The sequence below is a fragment of the Agrobacterium sp. 22-221-1 genome, from assembly GCF_053522445.1.
In genome coordinates, this window is record NZ_JBNWCL010000010.1 from 140,280 (window position 1) to 157,041 (window position 16,762).

The following is a 16,762-nucleotide window of genomic DNA, read 5'->3' on the forward strand; positions in this document are numbered from 1 at the left end:
TTTGCGAAAAGGCTTGAGACATGGAAATACTGGACGTGCATGGAGTTGCCCTTCCCCTCTCTTCCGATGAGGTGTCGCCGGTCATCTGGCAGGCGCTGACCGACGGCAGCTATGAGGCGAAAGAGGCCCGCAGCGTCCTGAAAGCCATCAAGCCCGGCGATCGCGTACTGGAGCTTGGCTCCGGTATCGGGATCATCACCTCGATCATTGCCGGCATCGAGGATGTTTCCGTCTGGGCTTTCGAGGCCAACCCCTCCACCGCCGCGCTGGCAGAGCGGGTGATCAAGGCCAATTGCCGCGGCAATGTCGTGTTTTCGCAGGGGCTTCTCACCGCCGATGAGCCGAGCTCCTATCCTTTTTACGTCCGCAGGGATCTCTGGATGTCGTCCATGGACGAAAATCAGGGGCCTTATGAAAAACGCATCGAAATTTCTTCCGCCAATATCGATGAATTTATCGCCAGCCGGGGCATTACCGCGCTCGTGATGGATATCGAGGGTGCGGAACGCGATCTGCTCGGCAGGGCCGATCTGACCGGCGTGGAGCGGATATTCGTGGAACTGCACGACCATCTTTACGGTCTCGCCGGGGTTCGCGATATCATGCAGGCGCTGACCGCCAAGGGATATGCCTATGATCCGCGCGGTTCACGCGGGCCATGTGTCCTGTTCTCCAAGGACGAGAGCCCGAGGGAATACGATCCCGAGGTAGACTGAGGCCGCACCGAATTCACGGAACCCTCCGCCGGTGATCCCCGTTCTCACCCTTGCATGAGGGCGCGGAGCGGGTCGACACGTGTGCCGGAATGGTATGCGGGTCGAGAAGATAATTTCATAAACAGCAATTCATTCCCAATTATTGTTGCAATTGTTGCAACCGTTATCCTGCGTCATCATCCCTCCATCAAACCGGCGCACAACAGGCTGTGCCGCAGATGCCAACGCAACCGAAGGAGTAACGATCATGGGCTTTGTTAAGACGACAGACGGAACCGAAATATTCTACAAGGACTGGGGCCCGAAGGATGCCCAGCCTATCATGTTCCACCATGGCTGGCCGCTCTCGTCCGATGACTGGGATGCGCAGATGCTGTTCTTCGTTTCCAAGGGTTTTCGCGTCGTCGCCCATGACCGCCGTGGCCACGGCCGTTCCGCCCAGGTCGCCGACGGTCATGACATGGATCACTACGCCGCCGACGCCTTTGCCGTCGTTGAGGCCCTCGATCTGAAGAACGCCGTCCATATCGGCCACTCCACCGGTGGCGGCGAAGTCGCCCGTTATGTCGCAAAACATGGCGAACCCGCCGGCCGTGTCGCCAAGGCGGTTCTTGTTTCCGCCGTGCCGCCGCTGATGCTCAAGACCGAGGCCAATCCGGAAGGCCTGCCGATGGAGGTTTTTGACGGCTTCCGCTCGTCGCTCGCCGCAAACCGCGCACAGTTCTTCCGCGATGTGCCGGCCGGCCCGTTCTATGGCTTCAACCGCGATGGCGCGACCGTTCATGAAGGCGTTATCCAGAACTGGTGGCGTCAGGGCATGATGGGCGGCGCAAAGGCCCATTATGACGGTATCAAGGCCTTCTCGGAAACCGACCAGACCGAAGACCTGAAGAATATCAGCGTTCCTACACTGGTGCTGCACGGCGAAGACGACCAGATCGTGCCGATTGCCGACTCCGCGCTGAAATCGGTGAAGCTGTTGAAAAACGGCACGCTGAAGACCTATCCCGGCTTCTCGCACGGTATGCTCACCGTCAACGCCGATGTGCTGAACGCCGATCTTCTGGCCTTCATCAAGGGCTGATTCTTCTGCAAAATCGCAATGCGGCCGAGCGTTCGGCCGCATTTTGCTTTTCGCATCAGGCCATGTGGCCTCGCCAGGCATTGCGGTAAGAGGCGAGGCCGGGAATATCGTGCGGCGTGAAATGGCGCTCGCGACCGGCAAGCGGCTTGATGCCGGTGAGCAGGGCCGCACCGGCGCTGGTGCCCGTCGACCCTTCGACCGCCGTTACTTCGGTCTCTGCAAAGCCGGCCAGCGCCTTCAGATAAAGGGTGTTGCTGGCGAAGGGGCCTTCCACAAGGATCGGACCTTTCCGCCCGATGAGCGAGAGGCTGCATTCCGTCATCAGGGCGAGATAAAGCGACGCCGCTGCGTGCCGTTCCGCGGCCGTGGCCGTGGCTTCGCCGATCCAGCGCGCCGCCTTGTCCGGAAATGGGCCGGAGCCGCTGACGACGCTCGGCAGCAGCATCGTGCCCCTGGCAACCACGCTGCCGAGAGCCGCGTCTATCGCTTCGTCTTCCACTGTCCCGAATTGCTGCGCCAGCATTTCGTACTCCCTGCCGCCCATGAAGCGGGACGAGGGAACGGGACGGCCGAAAGCATCGACATTCAGGAGTGTGTCCCGGGTGGGGTCGAGCGCGCCCGCCGCGCCGCCGATGGCGAAATTCACCACCCAGGTGCCGGTGGAGACGACCGAAAAATCTCCGTCGCGGCGCAGAAGATGCGGCAGGAGCGATGCGTTGGAATCGTGGATGCCACAATAGACCGGCATATGCGGCGAAAGACCGGTTTCCAGCACCAGCGACGGGCGAATTGTTCCCAGCACATCGAAAGCGGAGCGGACCGGTGCCATCAAATGTTCGATACCGAGACGCGCGACGAGCGAGGAGAAACTTCTCCGGCGTGGATTCCAGAGATCCGTATGGCAGCCGAGCGAGGTCGTTTCCGTGGCCTGAATACCCGTCAGCCGTCCCGCCCAATATTGCGCATAGGTGACGATGCTGCGCACTCTGGAGAAATCGTCCGGAAAGGCCGCTTTCTGGAAATGGATTTGCGCGCCAAGGTTCAGCCCGACGGGAAGCTGTGGCGAGCCGGTCTCGGCAAAATCGGGCCTGATGCCGCGATAGGCTTCTTCAATGGCGGCGGGATAGCCGTGTTCATAATCGAGCACCGGCATGGCGAGATCGCCGTTCGCATCTAGAAGCGCTGCAGAAGCGCCATGGGTGGTGATCGAAATCGCATCGAAACCGGGCTTCTGGCCGAAACGCTGAAGAGCGGCAAGAATGAAGCGCCAAAGCATCTCCACATCGTAATGTGGGTAGGGGCCATCGCGGAGAACGGGGTTCGTCCGCTTCTCGCCGGCAATTTCCTCTCCGCTGCCGGTGTCGATGACGACTACTTTGGCATTGGTCTTGCCGATATCGATAACCGCGACCCGGCTCGGTCTGATGATGTCGCTCATGGCAGATGGAACACCGTCACCAGGTCTTTTACAACGGGTGAATTATCGGGATTGCTCTCCATGATATCAGCCATATGCGCCCACCATTTCTTCATCACGGGATGTTCGGGCAAAGCCGCCATGCCGTGGTTCTTCGGGCGCGTCAACACGCCGAACAGGATGTTAGTTTCCGGGTCGAGATGGATGGAGTAATCGCTCACACCCGCGTCGCGCAGCAGCGCCACCAGTTCGGGCCATATCTCGTCATGTCGCTTTTTATATTCGGCCTCTTTTCCGGCAAAGAGTTTCATCTTGAAGGCGTGTTTTTCAAGTTCCGGCATGGCTTAACTTCTCATGGCGCGAAGGCGACGGACAACGATGGGGATGGCGATGGTTACGATGAGCAGCAGACCGACAAAGATCGACATGACGATGCCCGGCACATTCAGAAGACCGAGCCCGAAGGTGACGAGGCCCATGACGAAAGCGGCAATGACGACGCCTGCGATGGTGCCGGAGCCGCCGAGAATGGAGACGCCGCCCAGCACCACCATTGTCACCACCTCAAGCTCCCACCCTTGAGCGATAGACGGGCGGGTGGAGCCGAGCCGCGATGTGAGGCAGACGGCGGCGATGCCGCTCATCAGGCCGGTGAGCAGGAACAGGATGAACTTCACCCGCTCGACGGGTATGCCGGAGAAACGGGCGGCGAAGGGGTTGTTGCCGATCACATAGACCTGCCGGCCGAAATTGGTGGCGTGCAGCAGAATGGCGAAGAGGATCGCCATGGCGATGAACAGCACGAATTCGAAAGAAATCACCCAGAAAACGTAACCCTGACCGAAATAGGCAAAATCGGCGGGATATTTGCCATAGGCCTGATCACCCAGCACCATGTAGGAAATGCCGCGAAACAGGCTCATCGTTCCGATGGTGACGACGATGGACGGCAGCTTCAGCCCCGCGACCAGAAAGCCGTTGAAAGCTCCGCACAAAAGCCCGGTGCCGATGCCGATGGCGACGAGGCCGGGTGTGCCGACGCCCATCTGCACTGCCGCACCCATGGCGGTGGAGGCGAGCGCGATGATGGCGGCGACGGAAAGATCGATTTCACCGGCGATGATCAGCAGCGCCATGGCGAAGGCGATGATCGCCTTTTCCGTGAAGTTGAAGGTCGCGTCCGACAGGTTCCAGGCATTGAGGAAATAGGGCGAGGCCAGCGAATTGGCGATGAAGATGAGGATCGCAACGCCAAGCAGCAGCACTTCCCAACTGGCCATGATGCGGCGTATCGGCGTGCCGAGCTTGTCTGGAATGATGCGCGGATTCTGCGCTGGTTGAGGCGTCGTGCTCATGCTGCGGCCTCCCTGGCCTGATCGCTTGCTGCGCGGTCACGCAGGATGATACGGCCTTTTCGCGCTTCGGCGCGGGCGTTGAAGACGACGGCGAGCACGATCACCACGCCGGAAATTGCCATCTGCGCGAAGGGCGAAATGCCGATGACGGGCAGGGCGTTCTTGATGACGCCGAGGAACAACGCGCCGAGCACCGCACCCGCCACCGAGCCGATGCCGCCGGCAATCGAGATGCCACCGATCACATTCGCCGCCACGCTGTCCAGTTCGAAACCGGCGGCGATATCGACATACGCAACCGCATAACGCGATACCCAGAGATAGCTGGCGAGACCGGCGAGCGCGCCTGACAGCACGAAGGCGAAGAAGCGCGTGCGGCCGACATCGATGCCCGCATAGACGGCGGCACTCGGATTACCGCCCGACGCATAGGCGGAGCGCCCGAAGGAGGTGCGGCTGAGCACCAGCCACGCACCGGCGATGATGAGAATCCCCACCCATGAAAGTACGGGCATGCCGAGGATCATGGTGCGCGGCACGTTGAGGAAGGTGGGGGAAAGCTGGTGCGCATTCACCCAGCCGCCGCCGGACAGCACGAAGGCCATGCCGCGATAGATGGTGAGCGTGCCGAGCGTGACGACGATGGGCGGAATGCCGAGCCACCAGACCAGCACGCCGTTGAGCGAGCCGAGAAATGCGCCGATGCCGACCGCCATGGCGATGAGAAGCGGCAGGGGAATTCCCGGAAAGGCGGCATTGGTCATCGCCACCGCCATGCCGGTGAAGGCGAGATTGGCCGCGACCGACAGATCGATGGATTTGGTGAGAATGACCGCCATCTGGCCTAACGCCAGAATGATGAGGATGGAGGTATCGTTGAAGATATTGACGAGATTTGCGGGCCGGCTGAAACCGGGCGCGCGCAGCGCAAAACCGGCGATCATGACGATGATGATGCCCGCCAGCAGCCATTCGCGATTTTTAAGTAGACGTTGCATGTGGTTGCCCCTCTCAGGCATTGCCGGTGGCGGCGCGCACCAGCTTTTCCGGAGAAAAATCGGCGCGTTCGAACTGGCCCGCCATCAGGCCTTCGCGCATGACGATGGCGCGGTCGGACATGCCGAGGATTTCGGGAAGTTCGGATGAAATCATGATGATGGAAAGCCCTTCGGCGGCAAGCTCGCTGATGAAGCCATGCACGGCGGCCTTGGAGCCGATATCGATGCCCTTGGTGGGTTCATCGAGAATGATGACCTTGGGCTGGGTGGCGAGCCACTTGCCGATCACCACCTTCTGCTGGTTGCCGCCTGAAAGCGTGCCGACCGGCACCGAAAGGGCGGCCGCGCGCAGATCGAGCCGCGAGGCATATTTGCGCGCCAGCGCGAATTCATTGGCGGCGGCCAGAAAGCCCTTGCGTGAGGTGCGCGTGAGCGATGGCAGCGACATGTTCTGGTAGATCGGCATGTCGAGCGCTAGCCCGTGGCGGCCGCGCTCCTCCGGCACATAAACGATGCCGGCGCGGATCGCGTCTTCCGGCGAGCGGATGGAAAGCGGCTGGCCTTCCAGCGATACCTGCCCTGAAGCCGGCCGGGTAATGCCGAACAGCGACTGGCAGAGTTCGGAGCGGCCGGCGCCGATCAGCCCGTAAAGGCCGAGAATCTCGCCCTTGCGCAGTTCGAGCGAAATATCGCGGAATTCCGTCTGATGAGAATAATTGCGCACCGAAAGAACCGTCGCACCAAGGGTCACGGCCTGCTTGGGAAAGGCGTTCGTCACGTCACGGCCGACCATAAGCCGCACGATTTCGTCCTGCGGCGTGGCGGCAAGATTGCCCGCTCCAACCATCCTGCCGTCGCGGAACACGGCATAGTTCTCGGCGATCTCATAGACCTCGTCGAACTTGTGGCTGATGAAGAGGATCGCCTTGCCCTGCCGCTTGAGGTTTTCGACGATGCGAAAGAGATCATCGATTTCCTTGCGGGAAAGGGCGGCCGTCGGTTCGTCCATGATGACGATGCGCGCCTCGACCGAAAGCGCGCGGGCGATGGCGACGAGATGGCGCTGGGCGATGGACAGGTCCTTCAGCCGGATCGTCGGATCAATGGTGCTTTCGAGCTGTTCCAGCAGTGTTCTGGCGCGCGTGTTGATGGTCTTCCAGTCGATCAGACCGAAACGACCCTTCGGCGCATGGCCGAGGAAGATGTTTTCACCGACGGAAAGCTCGTCGAACAGCACGGTTTCCTGATGAATGGCGGTCACGCCGGCGTCGATGGCGTCCTGTGCGCTGTGAAAATGGACGGGCTGACCATCGAGAAGGATTTCGCCCTCGTTGGGGCGGTAAATGCCGGTGAGGATTTTGACGAGCGTGGATTTACCAGCACCGTTCTCGCCGATCAGCGCGGTGACCTTGCCGGGATAAAGCGCGATATCGACGCCATCCAGCGCTTTGACGCCGGGGAATATCTGGCTGATGCCGCGCATTTCCAGAATGGGCGTTGAATTTGAAGCCTCGACGACATCTAAAATTTTCGTTTCGATACGCATCATCCGTCTTACCGGTCAGTTTGATTGAAGCGGTGAAGGGCACCCCCCTCTGCCCTGCCGGGCATCTCCCCCTCAAGGGGGGAGATCGATATGCGGCACCGTTGAGGCCATCACTAAAGTTGAGAGTGAGCGAGTGTTATAATCTGGCTGATCTCCCCCTTGAGGGGGAGATGCCCGGCAGGGCAGAGGGGGGTGCCCTCCGCACACTGCCGTCACTTCTCAAGATCAGAAAATCTTCGAGAACTGATCGATATTCTTCGCGTCATAGATGAACGGATCGGCCATCGCCGCTTCGCTGTTTTCGCCAACCATGATCTTGCCCATGCGGCCGGCTTCGATTTCCGAGCCCGGCTTGCCATCGGTTTCGCCCTTCACCAGGCGATAGGCGATCTGGGTGGCGGAGTAACCGAGGTCGATCGGGTTCCAGATGGCGAATTCCTTGGTGGCGCCCGACTTGATGGCGCCGGCCATTTCAGACGGCAGGCCAAGGCCGGTCACATAGACCTGACCGATCTTGCCCGCATCCTTCACCGCCTGCGAGGCGGCGAGAACGCCAACCGTTGTCGGCGCGACGATAACCTTCACATTCGGCTGCGAGGAAAGCAGGCCCTGCGCTTCGCGGTAGCTCTTGTCGGCCAGATCGTCACCGTAAACCGTGGTGACAAGGTTGAGGCCGGGGAAATCCTTCAGCTGCTTTTTCATCTCGTCGATCCAGATATTCTGGTTCGTGGAGGTGGTGGTGGCCGAAAGAATGGCGAAATCGCCCTTGCCGCCTTCCAGATGCGATGCGGCGAGCTGCAGGCACATCTTGCCGATCAGCGCGTTGGACGAAGGGTTGAGCTGGAGTATGCGGCCTTCCGGCGCAACACCGGAATCCCAGGAGATGACCTTGATGCCGCGCTGGGCCGCCTTTTTCAGCGCCGGAACCACGGCATCCGGGTCATTGGCGGAAATGGCGATGGCATCGACGCCCTGCGCGATCAGCGAATTGATGACTTCGATCTGGCCTTCCGCCGTGGTGCTGGTCGGGCCGGTATAGATGATCTCGACGCCGCCGAGGTCCTTTGCGGCCTCCTGCGCGCCCTTGTTGGCGGCTTCGAAAAAGCCGTTGCCGAGCGATTTGACCACAAGTGCGATCTTCACATCGGCGGCCTGGGCAACGCTGCCCAGTCCCGCGACGGAGAGCGCTGCGCTGAGCGCCAGAACGCTCGTCAATGTTCTGCGTGTAAGTTTCATGTCCCTTTTCCTCCCGTTTTGAACCTTTTTCCTCTCTCCGGTGCTCCTCAGGCGACCGAAGAAGAATCCTCTTCATCCGGTGGGGCGGCTGTCTTGCCATCCCTCACCGCGCCGACGACCAGCAATTCCACGCCGGCGTCTTCCACCATCCTCGCCGCCTCATCGGAAATCCCGTCATCGGTGATGATGGTCGAGACATTTTCGAGCGGGCATAAAATGAGACTGGATCGCTTTCTGAATTTCGAAGAATCGACCATCACGATCAGCTCTTCCGCCTGCCGCATCAGCTTCTGCTCGCTCTGGATAACCAGCGCGTCGGATTCCATGATGCCGAGCGCGCCCACGCCCTGCGCACCGAGAAAAATCCGCCGCGCATAAAAATTGCGGATCGCATCGTTCTCGAAAGGCGACAGGATAAGGCTCTGGTCGCGATAGATCGCGCCGCCCGGCACGCTGACATTGCATTTGGAATGCTTGACCAGATGCTCGGCGATGGCGAAAGAATTGGTCATGACCTGCAGACGTCGCGCCGCCATGTAATGCACCATCTGGAATGTCGTCGTGCCACCATTCAGGATGATTGCGTCGCCATCGTTGCAGAGATCGACCGCCTTGCGTGCAATTGCGCGTTTCTTGTCGATGTTGACCGATTCGGACACCCGGAACGGCCGGGCGGCCAGATTGCCGAGCTGCGGCGGATGCACCGCTTCCGCCCCGCCGCGTACGCGGCGCAATTTGCCCTGAACGTGCAGGGACGCGATATCCCGGCGGATCGTCGCTTCCGACGCATCAGTCAGTTCCGCAATATCCTGCACCGTCACGACAGCTTTTTCCTGCGTGGCGCTCAAGATGATGCGATGGCGTTCGCGTTCGTGCATGGGGTCCTCCTGATTGTGATTATTCGCAATCTCTTTGCGTTGTCAATCAAGAACGATCAAATTAATCAATATCGCGCTGCAACATGAAAATTTATGATCGTTTTTGATTGACATTGTGCTTTTGGATGCGCGATATCTGCCATCAAAGGAGGCGGGCCGGTATCGGCTCCGCGAATGCAGACAGATATTGGGAGGAAGACATGACGGGAAAACCCCGCCTTCTCGAAAGCCGTTGGGACGATGCCTATGCCGAAACGCTCGATGAGCCGGGCAAGCTGCTTTATCGCTCCAATCTGCTCGGTGCCGATAAGCGCATCACCAACTATGGCGGCGGCAATACATCCGCAAAGGTGCTTGAGACCGATCCGCTGACGGGCGAGAAGGTCCGAGTCATGTGGGTGAAAGGCTCTGGCGGCGATGTCGGCACCATCAAGCTCGATGGTTTTGCAACGCTCTATCTCGACAAGCTGGAAGCGCTGAAGGGCATTTACAAGGGCGTTGCGGATGAGGACCGCATGGTCGGCTTCCTGCCGTATTGCACCTTCAACCTCAATCCGCGCGCGGCTTCCATCGATACGCCGCTGCACGGTTTCGTGCCTTACGATCATGTCGACCATATGCATCCGGACGCGATCATCGCCATTGCCGCTTCGAAGAATTCGAAAGAGCTGACGCAGCAGATATTCGGTGACGATATTGGCTGGCTGCCCTGGCGTCGCCCCGGTTTCCAGCTCGGTCTCGATCTCGAAGCTTTCGTCAAGGCCAACCCCAAGGCCAAGGGCGTCGTGCTGGAAAGCCATGGTCTTTTCACATGGGATAATGACGCCAAGGCGTGTTACGAGCTGACGCTTGCCATCATCAACAAGGCCATCGAATGGTTTGCGGCCAAGACCGAAGGCAAGACGATTTTTGGCGGCGCGGTGGCGAAGAGCCTGCCCCTTGCCGAACGCCGCGCCATCGCCGCCCGGTTGATGCCGGAAATCCGTGGCCGCATCGGCCGTGAGGAACGCAAGCTCGGCCATTTCGACGATCAGGACGCGGTGCTCGAATTCGTCAACTCGAAAGACCTGAAGCCGCTCGGCGCGCTCGGCACATCCTGCCCGGATCACTTCCTGCGCACGAAAATCCGTCCGCTGATCCTCGATCTCGATACGGCCAATCCCGATGTGGATGCGCTGACGGCCGGCCTCGACAAGGCGCTGGAGGTTTATCGGGCCGACTACACCCGCTATTATGAGGCGTGCCGCCACGACAATTCACCGAAGATGCGCGATCCGAATCCGGTGATTTTCCTGATCCCCGGCGTTGGCATGTTGTCCTTCGCCAAGGACAAGGCCACTGCCCGCATCGCCGGCGAATTTTACGTCAACGCCATCAACGTCATGCGCGGTGCTTCCACCGTGTCCGAATATCAGGGCCTTCCCGAACAGGAAGCCTTCGATATCGAATATTGGCTGCTGGAAGAAGCAAAGCTTCAGCGCATGCCGAAGCCGAAGAGCCTTGCCGGTCGGGTGGCATTCGTCACCGGCGGTGCTGGCGGTATCGGCCGGGCGACGGCGGAAAGGCTGGCGGGTGAGGGCGCCTGCGTGGTTCTGGCGGATATTGACGAGGCGGCGCTGGAAGCCGCCAAGAGCGATTTCGTCAAGCGTTACAGCGCTGACGCGGTGCGCAGCGTGAAATTGGATGTGACGAAAGAGGATGCCGTCATTGCGGCCTTCGCGGAAGCGAGCGTGGAATTCGGCGGTGTGGATATCCTCGTCTCCAATGCCGGCATCGCTTCCTCCGCGCCGGTGGAAGACACGACGCTTGCCATGTGGAACAAGAATATCGACATTCTCGCCACCGGCTATTTCCTCGTTTCGCGGGAGGCTTTCCGGCTGCTGCGGCGTCAGAATCTCGGCGGCAACGTGGTGTTCGTCGCCTCGAAAAACGGTCTCGCTTCCTCGCCCAATGCCTCCGCCTATTGCACGGCGAAGGCTGCGGAAATTCATCTGGCCCGTTGCCTCGCCCTCGAAGGGGCGGAAGCGGGCATTCGCGTCAATACCGTCAATCCCGATGCCGTGCTGCGCGGTTCGAAAATCTGGAGCGGCGAGTGGCGCGAGCAGCGCGCGGCCTCATCCAAGATCGAAGTGACCGATCTCGAGGAACATTACCGCAAGCGCTCGATGTTGAAGCTCAATGTCTTCCCGGAAGATATCGCCGAGGCGATCTACTTCCTGGCGTCCGACGCCTCCGCCAAGTCGACCGGCAACATCATCAATGTCGATGCCGGCAATGCGCAGAGTTTTACACGGTAGGGTGTCGGTGGATACCGACATATAAAAAGACACGATGCTTTGAGAAGCGGCGAAAGTCCCACCTCCGTCATTCCGGCCTTGAGCCGGAATCCAGCAGCCGCGCGTCTGCGCGGCGAGAGAGTCTTCTCAGCCCAAAGACTTGGGCTGGCTGGATTCCGGCTCAAGGCCGGAATGACGGGGTGGTGGCGTCGCGGGTCGAAGCACCTGTTATGTTCATTGCCCGGGAGGAAGAGATGACCGAGACGAAAATCGCTGCCGATGTCATCGCGGCGGAAAACGACAAGCGTGCTACTGCGCTGAAGGACGATTATCAGGCGCTGGGCAACCAGCTTGCGCGCCGCAATATCGATATCGAGGCCGTTACGGCCAAGGTCGCGGAATTTTTCGTTGCCGTGCCCTCCTGGGGCGTAGGCACCGGCGGCACCCGCTTTGCCCGCTTTCCCGGCACGGGCGAGCCGCGCGGCATTTTCGACAAGCTGGATGATTGCGCCGTCATCAACCAGCTGACGCGCGCCACACCGAATGTCTCGCTGCATATTCCGTGGGACAAGGAAGACCCGAAGCGACTGAAGGCCCATGCTGACGGGTTGGGTCTCGGCTTCGACGCCATGAATTCCAACACGTTTTCGGATGCGCCGGGCCAGAGCCATTCCTACAAATACGGTTCGCTCAGCCACACGGACGCCGCCACGCGCCGGCAGGCGGTCGAGCACAACATCGAATGTATCGAGATCGGCAATGCCATCGGCTCGAAGGCGCTGACGGTGTGGGTGGGCGATGGTTCGAACTTTCCCGGCCAGAGCAATTTCACCAGAAGTTTCGAGCGTTATCTTGCCGCCATGGCCGATATCTACAAGGCGTTGCCGGATGACTGGCGCATCTTCTCCGAACACAAGATGTATGAGCCGGCCTTCTATTCGACCGTCGTGCAGGACTGGGGCACCAATTATCTCATCGCCAATACGCTCGGCGAAAAGGCCTTCTGCCTCGTCGATCTCGGCCACCATGCGCCGAACACCAATATCGAGATGATCGTCGCCCGGCTCATCCAGTTCGGCAAGCTCGGCGGTTTCCACTTCAACGACAGCAAATATGGCGATGACGATCTGGATGCCGGCTCGATCGAGCCTTACCGCCTGTTCCTCGTTTTCAACGAGCTGGTGGATGCCGAACATCGCGGCGTGAAGGGTTTCCATCCCGCCCATATGATCGACCAGTCGCACAATGTGACGGACCCGATCGAAAGCCTGATCTCCAGCGCCAACGAAATCCGCCGCGCCTATGCGCAGGCGCTGCTGGTGGATCGCGCGGCTCTCGACGGCTACCAGCAGGACAATGATGCGCTGATGGCTTCCGATATGCTGAAGCGGGCCTATCGCACCGATGTCGAACCGATTCTTGCCCAGGCGCGGCAATTGGCGGGCGGCGCTATCGATCCGGTCGCGACTTATCGTGCGAGCGGCTATCGCAAGCAGGTCGCGGCGAAGCGCCCGGCTTCGGTTGGCGGCAGCGGCGGGATTGTATAGGGGCGTCGTTTTTTTTGGGGGACGTCCCCCACACCCGTCACCCCGGACTTGATCCGGGGTCCAGTGCGATCAAGTCCTTGATCGCGCAAGAGTCTTTCACGGCGCAGACGCGCCGTGGCTGGATGCCGGATCGAGTCCGGCATGACGGAAATAGTGTTACTTCCCCGAAGGCGATTGCCGGCGCACCTGAAAAGTATGTTCCGGCCCGGGAAACGCTCCCGAGCGAACTTCATCGGCATAGGCGGCCGCTGCTTCCGAGACCGCTGGGCCCAGATCGGCGAAACGTTTGACGAATTTCGGTTTGAAATCGGTGAAAAGGCCGAGCATGTCGTCGGAAACGAGCACCTGCCCGTCGCAGGCCGGCGATGCGCCGATGCCAACCGTGGGTGCGGCGAGTTTTTCGGTCAGTTCGCGGGCAAGCGGCTCAACGGTGCCTTCCACGACGATGGCGAAGGCGCCCGCCTGATCCACCGCAATCGCATCGCGCCAGATCTTCTGCGTTTCCGCATCCGAATGTCCGAGCGAGCGAAAGCCGCCGGCGGTGTGCACCAGCTGCGGCATCAGCCCGACATGGCCGAACACCGGAATGCCGCGCGCCGCCAGAAAGGCGATGGTCTCCGCCATTTCCTCGCCGCCTTCCAGCTTCACGCCGTCGCAGCCGGTTTCCTGCATCAGCCGCACGGCATTGCGGAACGCCTGTTCCTTGGATTCCTGATAGGTTCCGAAGGGAAGATCGACGATGACGCAGGCATGTTCGACGCCGCGCATGACGGCGCGGCCATGGGCGATCATCATATCCAGCGTGACGCCGACCGTCGTGTCCATGCCGTAAAGCACCATACCGAGGGAATCTCCGACCAGGAGCAGATCGCAATGCGGATCGAGCAGGCGGGCAATCTGCGTGGTATAGGCGGTCAGGCAGACGATGCGCGCCTCGCCTTTCATCTGCCGGATGGAGGCCGTCGTCAGCCGCTTGTGTTTTCCATGGGCGCTCATTCGGCAGCCTCCCGTTGATTGATCCTGTCGCGCCCGATGACGCGGTTGTCGAGGAGCCTCGTGCTGCCGAGCCTGACGAACAGCGCCACCAGCACCGGTCCCGCCTGCAATGAAGCAACGGGAGCGAGCGTATCGGGATCGCGTACCGCGACGACTTCCGGTGAAGCCAGCGGCTCGGCGGCGATGAATTTTTCTATCGCGGCTTCGAATGCAGCGGGGTCGTCGAAGCCCTCGCCATAAAGCCGTTCCGCCTCATCGAGTGCCTGCGGCACGATCACCGCGGCGGCGCGCTCTGCGGGGTTTAGATAGACATTCCGCGAGGAGCAGGCCAGCCCATCCGCCTCGCGCACGGTGGCGACGGGAACAACCCTGACCGGCTGGGCAAGATCCTCGACCATGCGGCGTATCAGCGTCACCTGCTGATAATCCTTCTCGCCGAAATAGGCGGCGCCCGGCTGGACGAGGTTAAAAAGCTTGGTCACGACAGTCGCAACACCGGCGAAATGCCCCGGCCGCACCGCGCCTTCCAACTGGCTGCCCAGTTCGGGCACATCCACCACGGTCTGCATCGGGCGCGGATACATCTCGGAGACTTCCGGTGCGAAAAGAATGTCGATGCCCGCCTCTTCCAGCAATGTGCTGTCGCGGGCGAGATCGCGGGGGTAACGGGCCAGATCCTCATTCGCGCCGAATTGCAGCGGGTTGACGAAGATCGAAACCACCGTCACGTCGTTTTCCGCCTTGGATTGGGCAACGAGAGTCAGATGGCCGATATGGAGAAAGCCCATGGTCGGCACGAAGCCGATGGTTTTACCCGCACGGCGAAAAGCAGCGGTGGCATCCCGCAATTCGGCGACGGTTTTTACAAGCTGCATGGGTCTCCTCCGGCTTCCCCATTCGCCGCCCGGCGAAAGGTGCTGGATAGAACTCGATTTGCCGAACGGGGTCAACGGACGCATCGGGATTATATCGATTAACCCTATGACGACTTTTAAGAAAACCGGTGCTCGGACAGATGGCGGTAATCACTCTACCCAGAGCGGTTTCCTTTTTTCGGCAAAGGCCAATCGCCCCTCCCGCGCCTCGTTGCTGCCGCTGATCGTGGCGATGACGTTTTCGGCAAAGGCGAGCCGCTCGCTGGAGGGCATATCGCGCATCTTCAGCAACGCCGCTTTTCCGGCCGCGATGGCGCCCGGCGCATTCTGCCGCAACCGGGCGAGAACATCTTCCACCACGCCATCGAGTTCGTCCGACGGGACAGCCCGATTGACGAGGCCACGGCGCTCCGCATCAGCGGCGTTGATCGCGGCCCCAAGATAGGCCATTTCCTGAAGCTGGCTCAGGGGTATCTTCGCCAGAAGCTTCGCCGCCACCATGGCCGGGAAAAGCCCGACACGGACTTCCGGCAGGCCGAATTCGGCATGGTCGGCGGCATAGGCGAGATCGCAGGCGGCGACGAGGCCAAGCCCGCCGGCCAGAACCCGGCCGTTGATGCGGGCGATGACGGGCCTGTCGCAGCCCTCGATGGCGCGCATCACATCGGCAATAGGGTTGGTTCCATCCCGCGAGAGGAACATGCCGCCGGCGCTTTCCTTCAGATCGGCCCCGGAGCAGAAGCTGCGGTCTCCCGCGGCCGTTATCACCACGGCGCGCAGGGCGTGGTTGCCAGATGCCGCGCGGATGGCTGTCGTCAGGGCGTCCGTCATCGCGGCATTCAGGGCATTGTGCACCTCCGGCCGGTTAAGCGTCAGCCAGAGAACGTCCTTGCGTCTTTCGCTCAGCAACTCATCTGCCATGCGCGTCACCCTCCTGTCTTGCCGCAAGCAGCGCCTTGCCGGCGCGGGCCGCATTCGGTCTGCCGAGATACCGGCTGATCCAGTCTCCGGTTTTCGCCACCGCCATCAGGTCGATACCGGTTTTAATGCCAAGCCCTTGCAGCAGATAAACGACGTCTTCGGTGGCGACGTTGCCGCTGGCGCCCGGCGCAAAGGGGCAGCCGCCCAGCCCGGCCACCGAACTGTCGAAGACGGAAATACCTTCATCCAGCGAGGCCAGAACATTGGCGACGCCCTGCCCATAGGTATCATGGAAATGCATGGCGAGTTTTTCACGCGGGATGCGGGCAGACACCCGCTTGATGATATTGCGAATCTGGTCCGCCGTGCCGACGCCGATCGTATCGCCGAGCGAGATTTCGTAACAGCCCAGAGCGATGAGCGCTTCGGCCATCGCCGCCACGTCATCGGGTGCAACCGTACCGTCATAGGGGCAGCCGGCTATGCAGGAGACGTAGCCGCGCATGAGGGTGTTCCGGCCGGCCGCGGCTGATGCGACATCGCGCAGGCGCTCAAGGCTTTCGGCGCGCGAGCAGCCAATATTGTGCTGGCTGAAACCTTCGGATGCGGAGACGAAAACGGCGATTTCCGTCACGCCGGCTTCAAGGGCGGCCTCGAAACCTTTCATATTGGGAACGAGCGCCGGATAGGCGGTGCCGGGTCGCCGTTCGAGGCCCTGGAACACCTCTTTCGAACCCGCCATTTGCGGTACTTTTTTGGGTGAGACGAAAGCGCCCGCTTCCACCGCCGCCAAGCCGGCTGCGGCCAGCCGTTCGATCAGCTCGATCTTGATAGCGGCTGGAACCTCGGTGCTTTCGTTCTGCAAGCCGTCACGCGCGCCCACTTCGACGATTTTGACGGTTCGGGGCCAGCTCATC

At 60.7% G+C, this 16,762-nt stretch carries 15 protein-coding genes; 4 read left to right on the top strand and 11 right to left on the bottom strand.

Annotation, left to right across the window (positions count from 1 at the left end; translation table 11 throughout):
• Window positions 1-20: 20 nt before the first annotated feature.
• Both ACQZ5N_RS16755 and ACQZ5N_RS16760 read left to right on the top strand, forming a co-directional pair.
• Window positions 21-716 carry an FkbM family methyltransferase gene (locus ACQZ5N_RS16755; RefSeq protein WP_003522567.1) on the top strand — a complete coding sequence of 232 codons (696 nt, stop codon included), beginning with the start codon at window positions 21-23 and terminating at the stop codon, window positions 714-716.
• Window positions 717-963: 247 nt separating this feature from the next.
• Entirely contained in the window at window positions 964-1,800 is an 837-nt protein-coding gene (locus ACQZ5N_RS16760; protein WP_003522568.1) for an alpha/beta fold hydrolase, read from the top strand.
• 55 nt (window positions 1,801-1,855) lie between these two features.
• Here the strand turns inward: ACQZ5N_RS16760 and ACQZ5N_RS16765 are convergent, their stop codons facing one another.
• The 7 genes from ACQZ5N_RS16765 to ACQZ5N_RS16795 all read right to left on the bottom strand — a co-directional run bounded on the left by ACQZ5N_RS16765 (window position 1,856) and on the right by ACQZ5N_RS16795 (window position 9,230).
• Window positions 1,856-3,238 carry an FGGY-family carbohydrate kinase gene (locus ACQZ5N_RS16765; protein ID WP_448733545.1) on the bottom strand — a complete coding sequence of 461 codons (1,383 nt, stop codon included), beginning with the start codon at window positions 3,236-3,238 and terminating at the stop codon, window positions 1,856-1,858.
• Window positions 3,235-3,558: an L-rhamnose mutarotase gene (rhaM, locus tag ACQZ5N_RS16770; RefSeq protein WP_448733546.1), complete on the bottom strand. Its 324-nt coding sequence runs from the start codon at window positions 3,556-3,558 to the stop codon at window positions 3,235-3,237. The genes ACQZ5N_RS16765 and rhaM overlap by 4 nt, the downstream gene beginning before the upstream one ends.
• A gap of 3 nt (window positions 3,559-3,561) precedes the next feature.
• Complete coding sequence (locus tag ACQZ5N_RS16775) at window positions 3,562-4,572, bottom strand: ABC transporter permease (RefSeq protein ID WP_080857388.1); 1,011 nt, start codon at window positions 4,570-4,572, stop codon at window positions 3,562-3,564.
• Entirely contained in the window at window positions 4,569-5,570 is a 1,002-nt protein-coding gene (locus ACQZ5N_RS16780) for an ABC transporter permease (protein WP_448733547.1), read from the bottom strand. The genes ACQZ5N_RS16775 and ACQZ5N_RS16780 overlap by 4 nt, the downstream gene beginning before the upstream one ends.
• A gap of 13 nt (window positions 5,571-5,583) precedes the next feature.
• Window positions 5,584-7,119, bottom strand: a complete 1,536-nt coding sequence (locus tag ACQZ5N_RS16785; protein ID WP_433822145.1) for a sugar ABC transporter ATP-binding protein — start codon at window positions 7,117-7,119, stop codon at window positions 5,584-5,586.
• Window positions 7,120-7,341: 222 nt separating this feature from the next.
• The gene (gene rhaS / locus ACQZ5N_RS16790; protein WP_448733548.1) at window positions 7,342-8,352 is read right to left on the bottom strand and encodes a rhamnose ABC transporter substrate-binding protein; all 1,011 of its coding nucleotides are present in this window, start codon (window positions 8,350-8,352) and stop codon (window positions 7,342-7,344) included.
• Window positions 8,353-8,399: 47 nt separating this feature from the next.
• Window positions 8,400-9,230: a DeoR/GlpR family DNA-binding transcription regulator gene (locus ACQZ5N_RS16795; RefSeq protein WP_003522575.1), complete on the bottom strand. Its 831-nt coding sequence runs from the start codon at window positions 9,228-9,230 to the stop codon at window positions 8,400-8,402.
• A 200-nt stretch (window positions 9,231-9,430) separates the two neighbouring features.
• Between ACQZ5N_RS16795 and ACQZ5N_RS16800 the strand changes: the two genes are divergently transcribed.
• Window positions 9,431-11,527: a bifunctional rhamnulose-1-phosphate aldolase/short-chain dehydrogenase gene (locus ACQZ5N_RS16800; protein ID WP_448733549.1), complete on the top strand. Its 2,097-nt coding sequence runs from the start codon at window positions 9,431-9,433 to the stop codon at window positions 11,525-11,527.
• A 233-nt stretch (window positions 11,528-11,760) separates the two neighbouring features.
• A complete protein-coding gene (gene rhaI / locus ACQZ5N_RS16805; protein WP_448733550.1) occupies window positions 11,761-13,053 on the top strand; it encodes an L-rhamnose catabolism isomerase in 1,293 nt (430 codons plus the stop codon).
• 156 nt (window positions 13,054-13,209) lie between these two features.
• Here the strand turns inward: rhaI and panB are convergent, their stop codons facing one another.
• From panB to ACQZ5N_RS16825, 4 genes are all read right to left on the bottom strand, one after another.
• Window positions 13,210-14,049 (bottom strand): 3-methyl-2-oxobutanoate hydroxymethyltransferase, encoded by an 840-nt coding sequence (gene panB, locus ACQZ5N_RS16810; protein ID WP_448733551.1) that lies wholly within the window; start codon window positions 14,047-14,049, stop codon window positions 13,210-13,212.
• Complete coding sequence (panC, locus tag ACQZ5N_RS16815; protein ID WP_448733552.1) at window positions 14,046-14,924, bottom strand: pantoate--beta-alanine ligase; 879 nt, start codon at window positions 14,922-14,924, stop codon at window positions 14,046-14,048. The genes panB and panC overlap by 4 nt, the downstream gene beginning before the upstream one ends.
• A gap of 150 nt (window positions 14,925-15,074) precedes the next feature.
• Window positions 15,075-15,845 carry an enoyl-CoA hydratase-related protein gene (locus ACQZ5N_RS16820; RefSeq protein ID WP_448733553.1) on the bottom strand — a complete coding sequence of 257 codons (771 nt, stop codon included), beginning with the start codon at window positions 15,843-15,845 and terminating at the stop codon, window positions 15,075-15,077.
• The gene (locus ACQZ5N_RS16825; RefSeq protein ID WP_448733554.1) at window positions 15,835-16,761 is read right to left on the bottom strand and encodes a hydroxymethylglutaryl-CoA lyase; all 927 of its coding nucleotides are present in this window, start codon (window positions 16,759-16,761) and stop codon (window positions 15,835-15,837) included. Before ACQZ5N_RS16825 ends, ACQZ5N_RS16820 begins: the two co-directional genes overlap by 11 nt.
• Window position 16,762 lies beyond the last annotated feature (1 nt).

What these genes read in the sequence shown, in the direction of transcription:
- ACQZ5N_RS16775 (WP_080857388.1), bottom strand. Translation starts at nt 4,572, where the DNA reads ATGAGCACGACGCCTCAACCAGCGCAGAATCCGCGCATCATTCCAGAC.
- ACQZ5N_RS16820 (WP_448733553.1), bottom strand. Translation starts at nt 15,845, where the DNA reads ATGGCAGATGAGTTGCTGAGCGAAAGACGCAAGGACGTTCTCTGGCTG.
- ACQZ5N_RS16825 (WP_448733554.1), bottom strand. Translation starts at nt 16,761, where the DNA reads ATGAGCTGGCCCCGAACCGTCAAAATCGTCGAAGTGGGCGCGCGTGAC.
- rhaM (WP_448733546.1), bottom strand. Translation starts at nt 3,558, where the DNA reads ATGCCGGAACTTGAAAAACACGCCTTCAAGATGAAACTCTTTGCCGGA.
- panC (WP_448733552.1), bottom strand. Translation starts at nt 14,924, where the DNA reads ATGCAGCTTGTAAAAACCGTCGCCGAATTGCGGGATGCCACCGCTGCT.
- rhaI (WP_448733550.1), top strand. Translation starts at nt 11,761, where the DNA reads ATGACCGAGACGAAAATCGCTGCCGATGTCATCGCGGCGGAAAACGAC.
- ACQZ5N_RS16755 (WP_003522567.1), top strand. Translation starts at nt 21, where the DNA reads ATGGAAATACTGGACGTGCATGGAGTTGCCCTTCCCCTCTCTTCCGAT.
- panB (WP_448733551.1), bottom strand. Translation starts at nt 14,049, where the DNA reads ATGAGCGCCCATGGAAAACACAAGCGGCTGACGACGGCCTCCATCCGG.
- ACQZ5N_RS16795 (WP_003522575.1), bottom strand. Translation starts at nt 9,230, where the DNA reads ATGCACGAACGCGAACGCCATCGCATCATCTTGAGCGCCACGCAGGAA.
- ACQZ5N_RS16785 (WP_433822145.1), bottom strand. Translation starts at nt 7,119, where the DNA reads ATGATGCGTATCGAAACGAAAATTTTAGATGTCGTCGAGGCTTCAAAT.
- ACQZ5N_RS16780 (WP_448733547.1), bottom strand. Translation starts at nt 5,570, where the DNA reads ATGCAACGTCTACTTAAAAATCGCGAATGGCTGCTGGCGGGCATCATC.
- ACQZ5N_RS16800 (WP_448733549.1), top strand. Translation starts at nt 9,431, where the DNA reads ATGACGGGAAAACCCCGCCTTCTCGAAAGCCGTTGGGACGATGCCTAT.
- ACQZ5N_RS16760 (WP_003522568.1), top strand. Translation starts at nt 964, where the DNA reads ATGGGCTTTGTTAAGACGACAGACGGAACCGAAATATTCTACAAGGAC.
- rhaS (WP_448733548.1), bottom strand. Translation starts at nt 8,352, where the DNA reads ATGAAACTTACACGCAGAACATTGACGAGCGTTCTGGCGCTCAGCGCA.
- ACQZ5N_RS16765 (WP_448733545.1), bottom strand. Translation starts at nt 3,238, where the DNA reads ATGAGCGACATCATCAGACCGAGCCGGGTCGCGGTTATCGATATCGGC.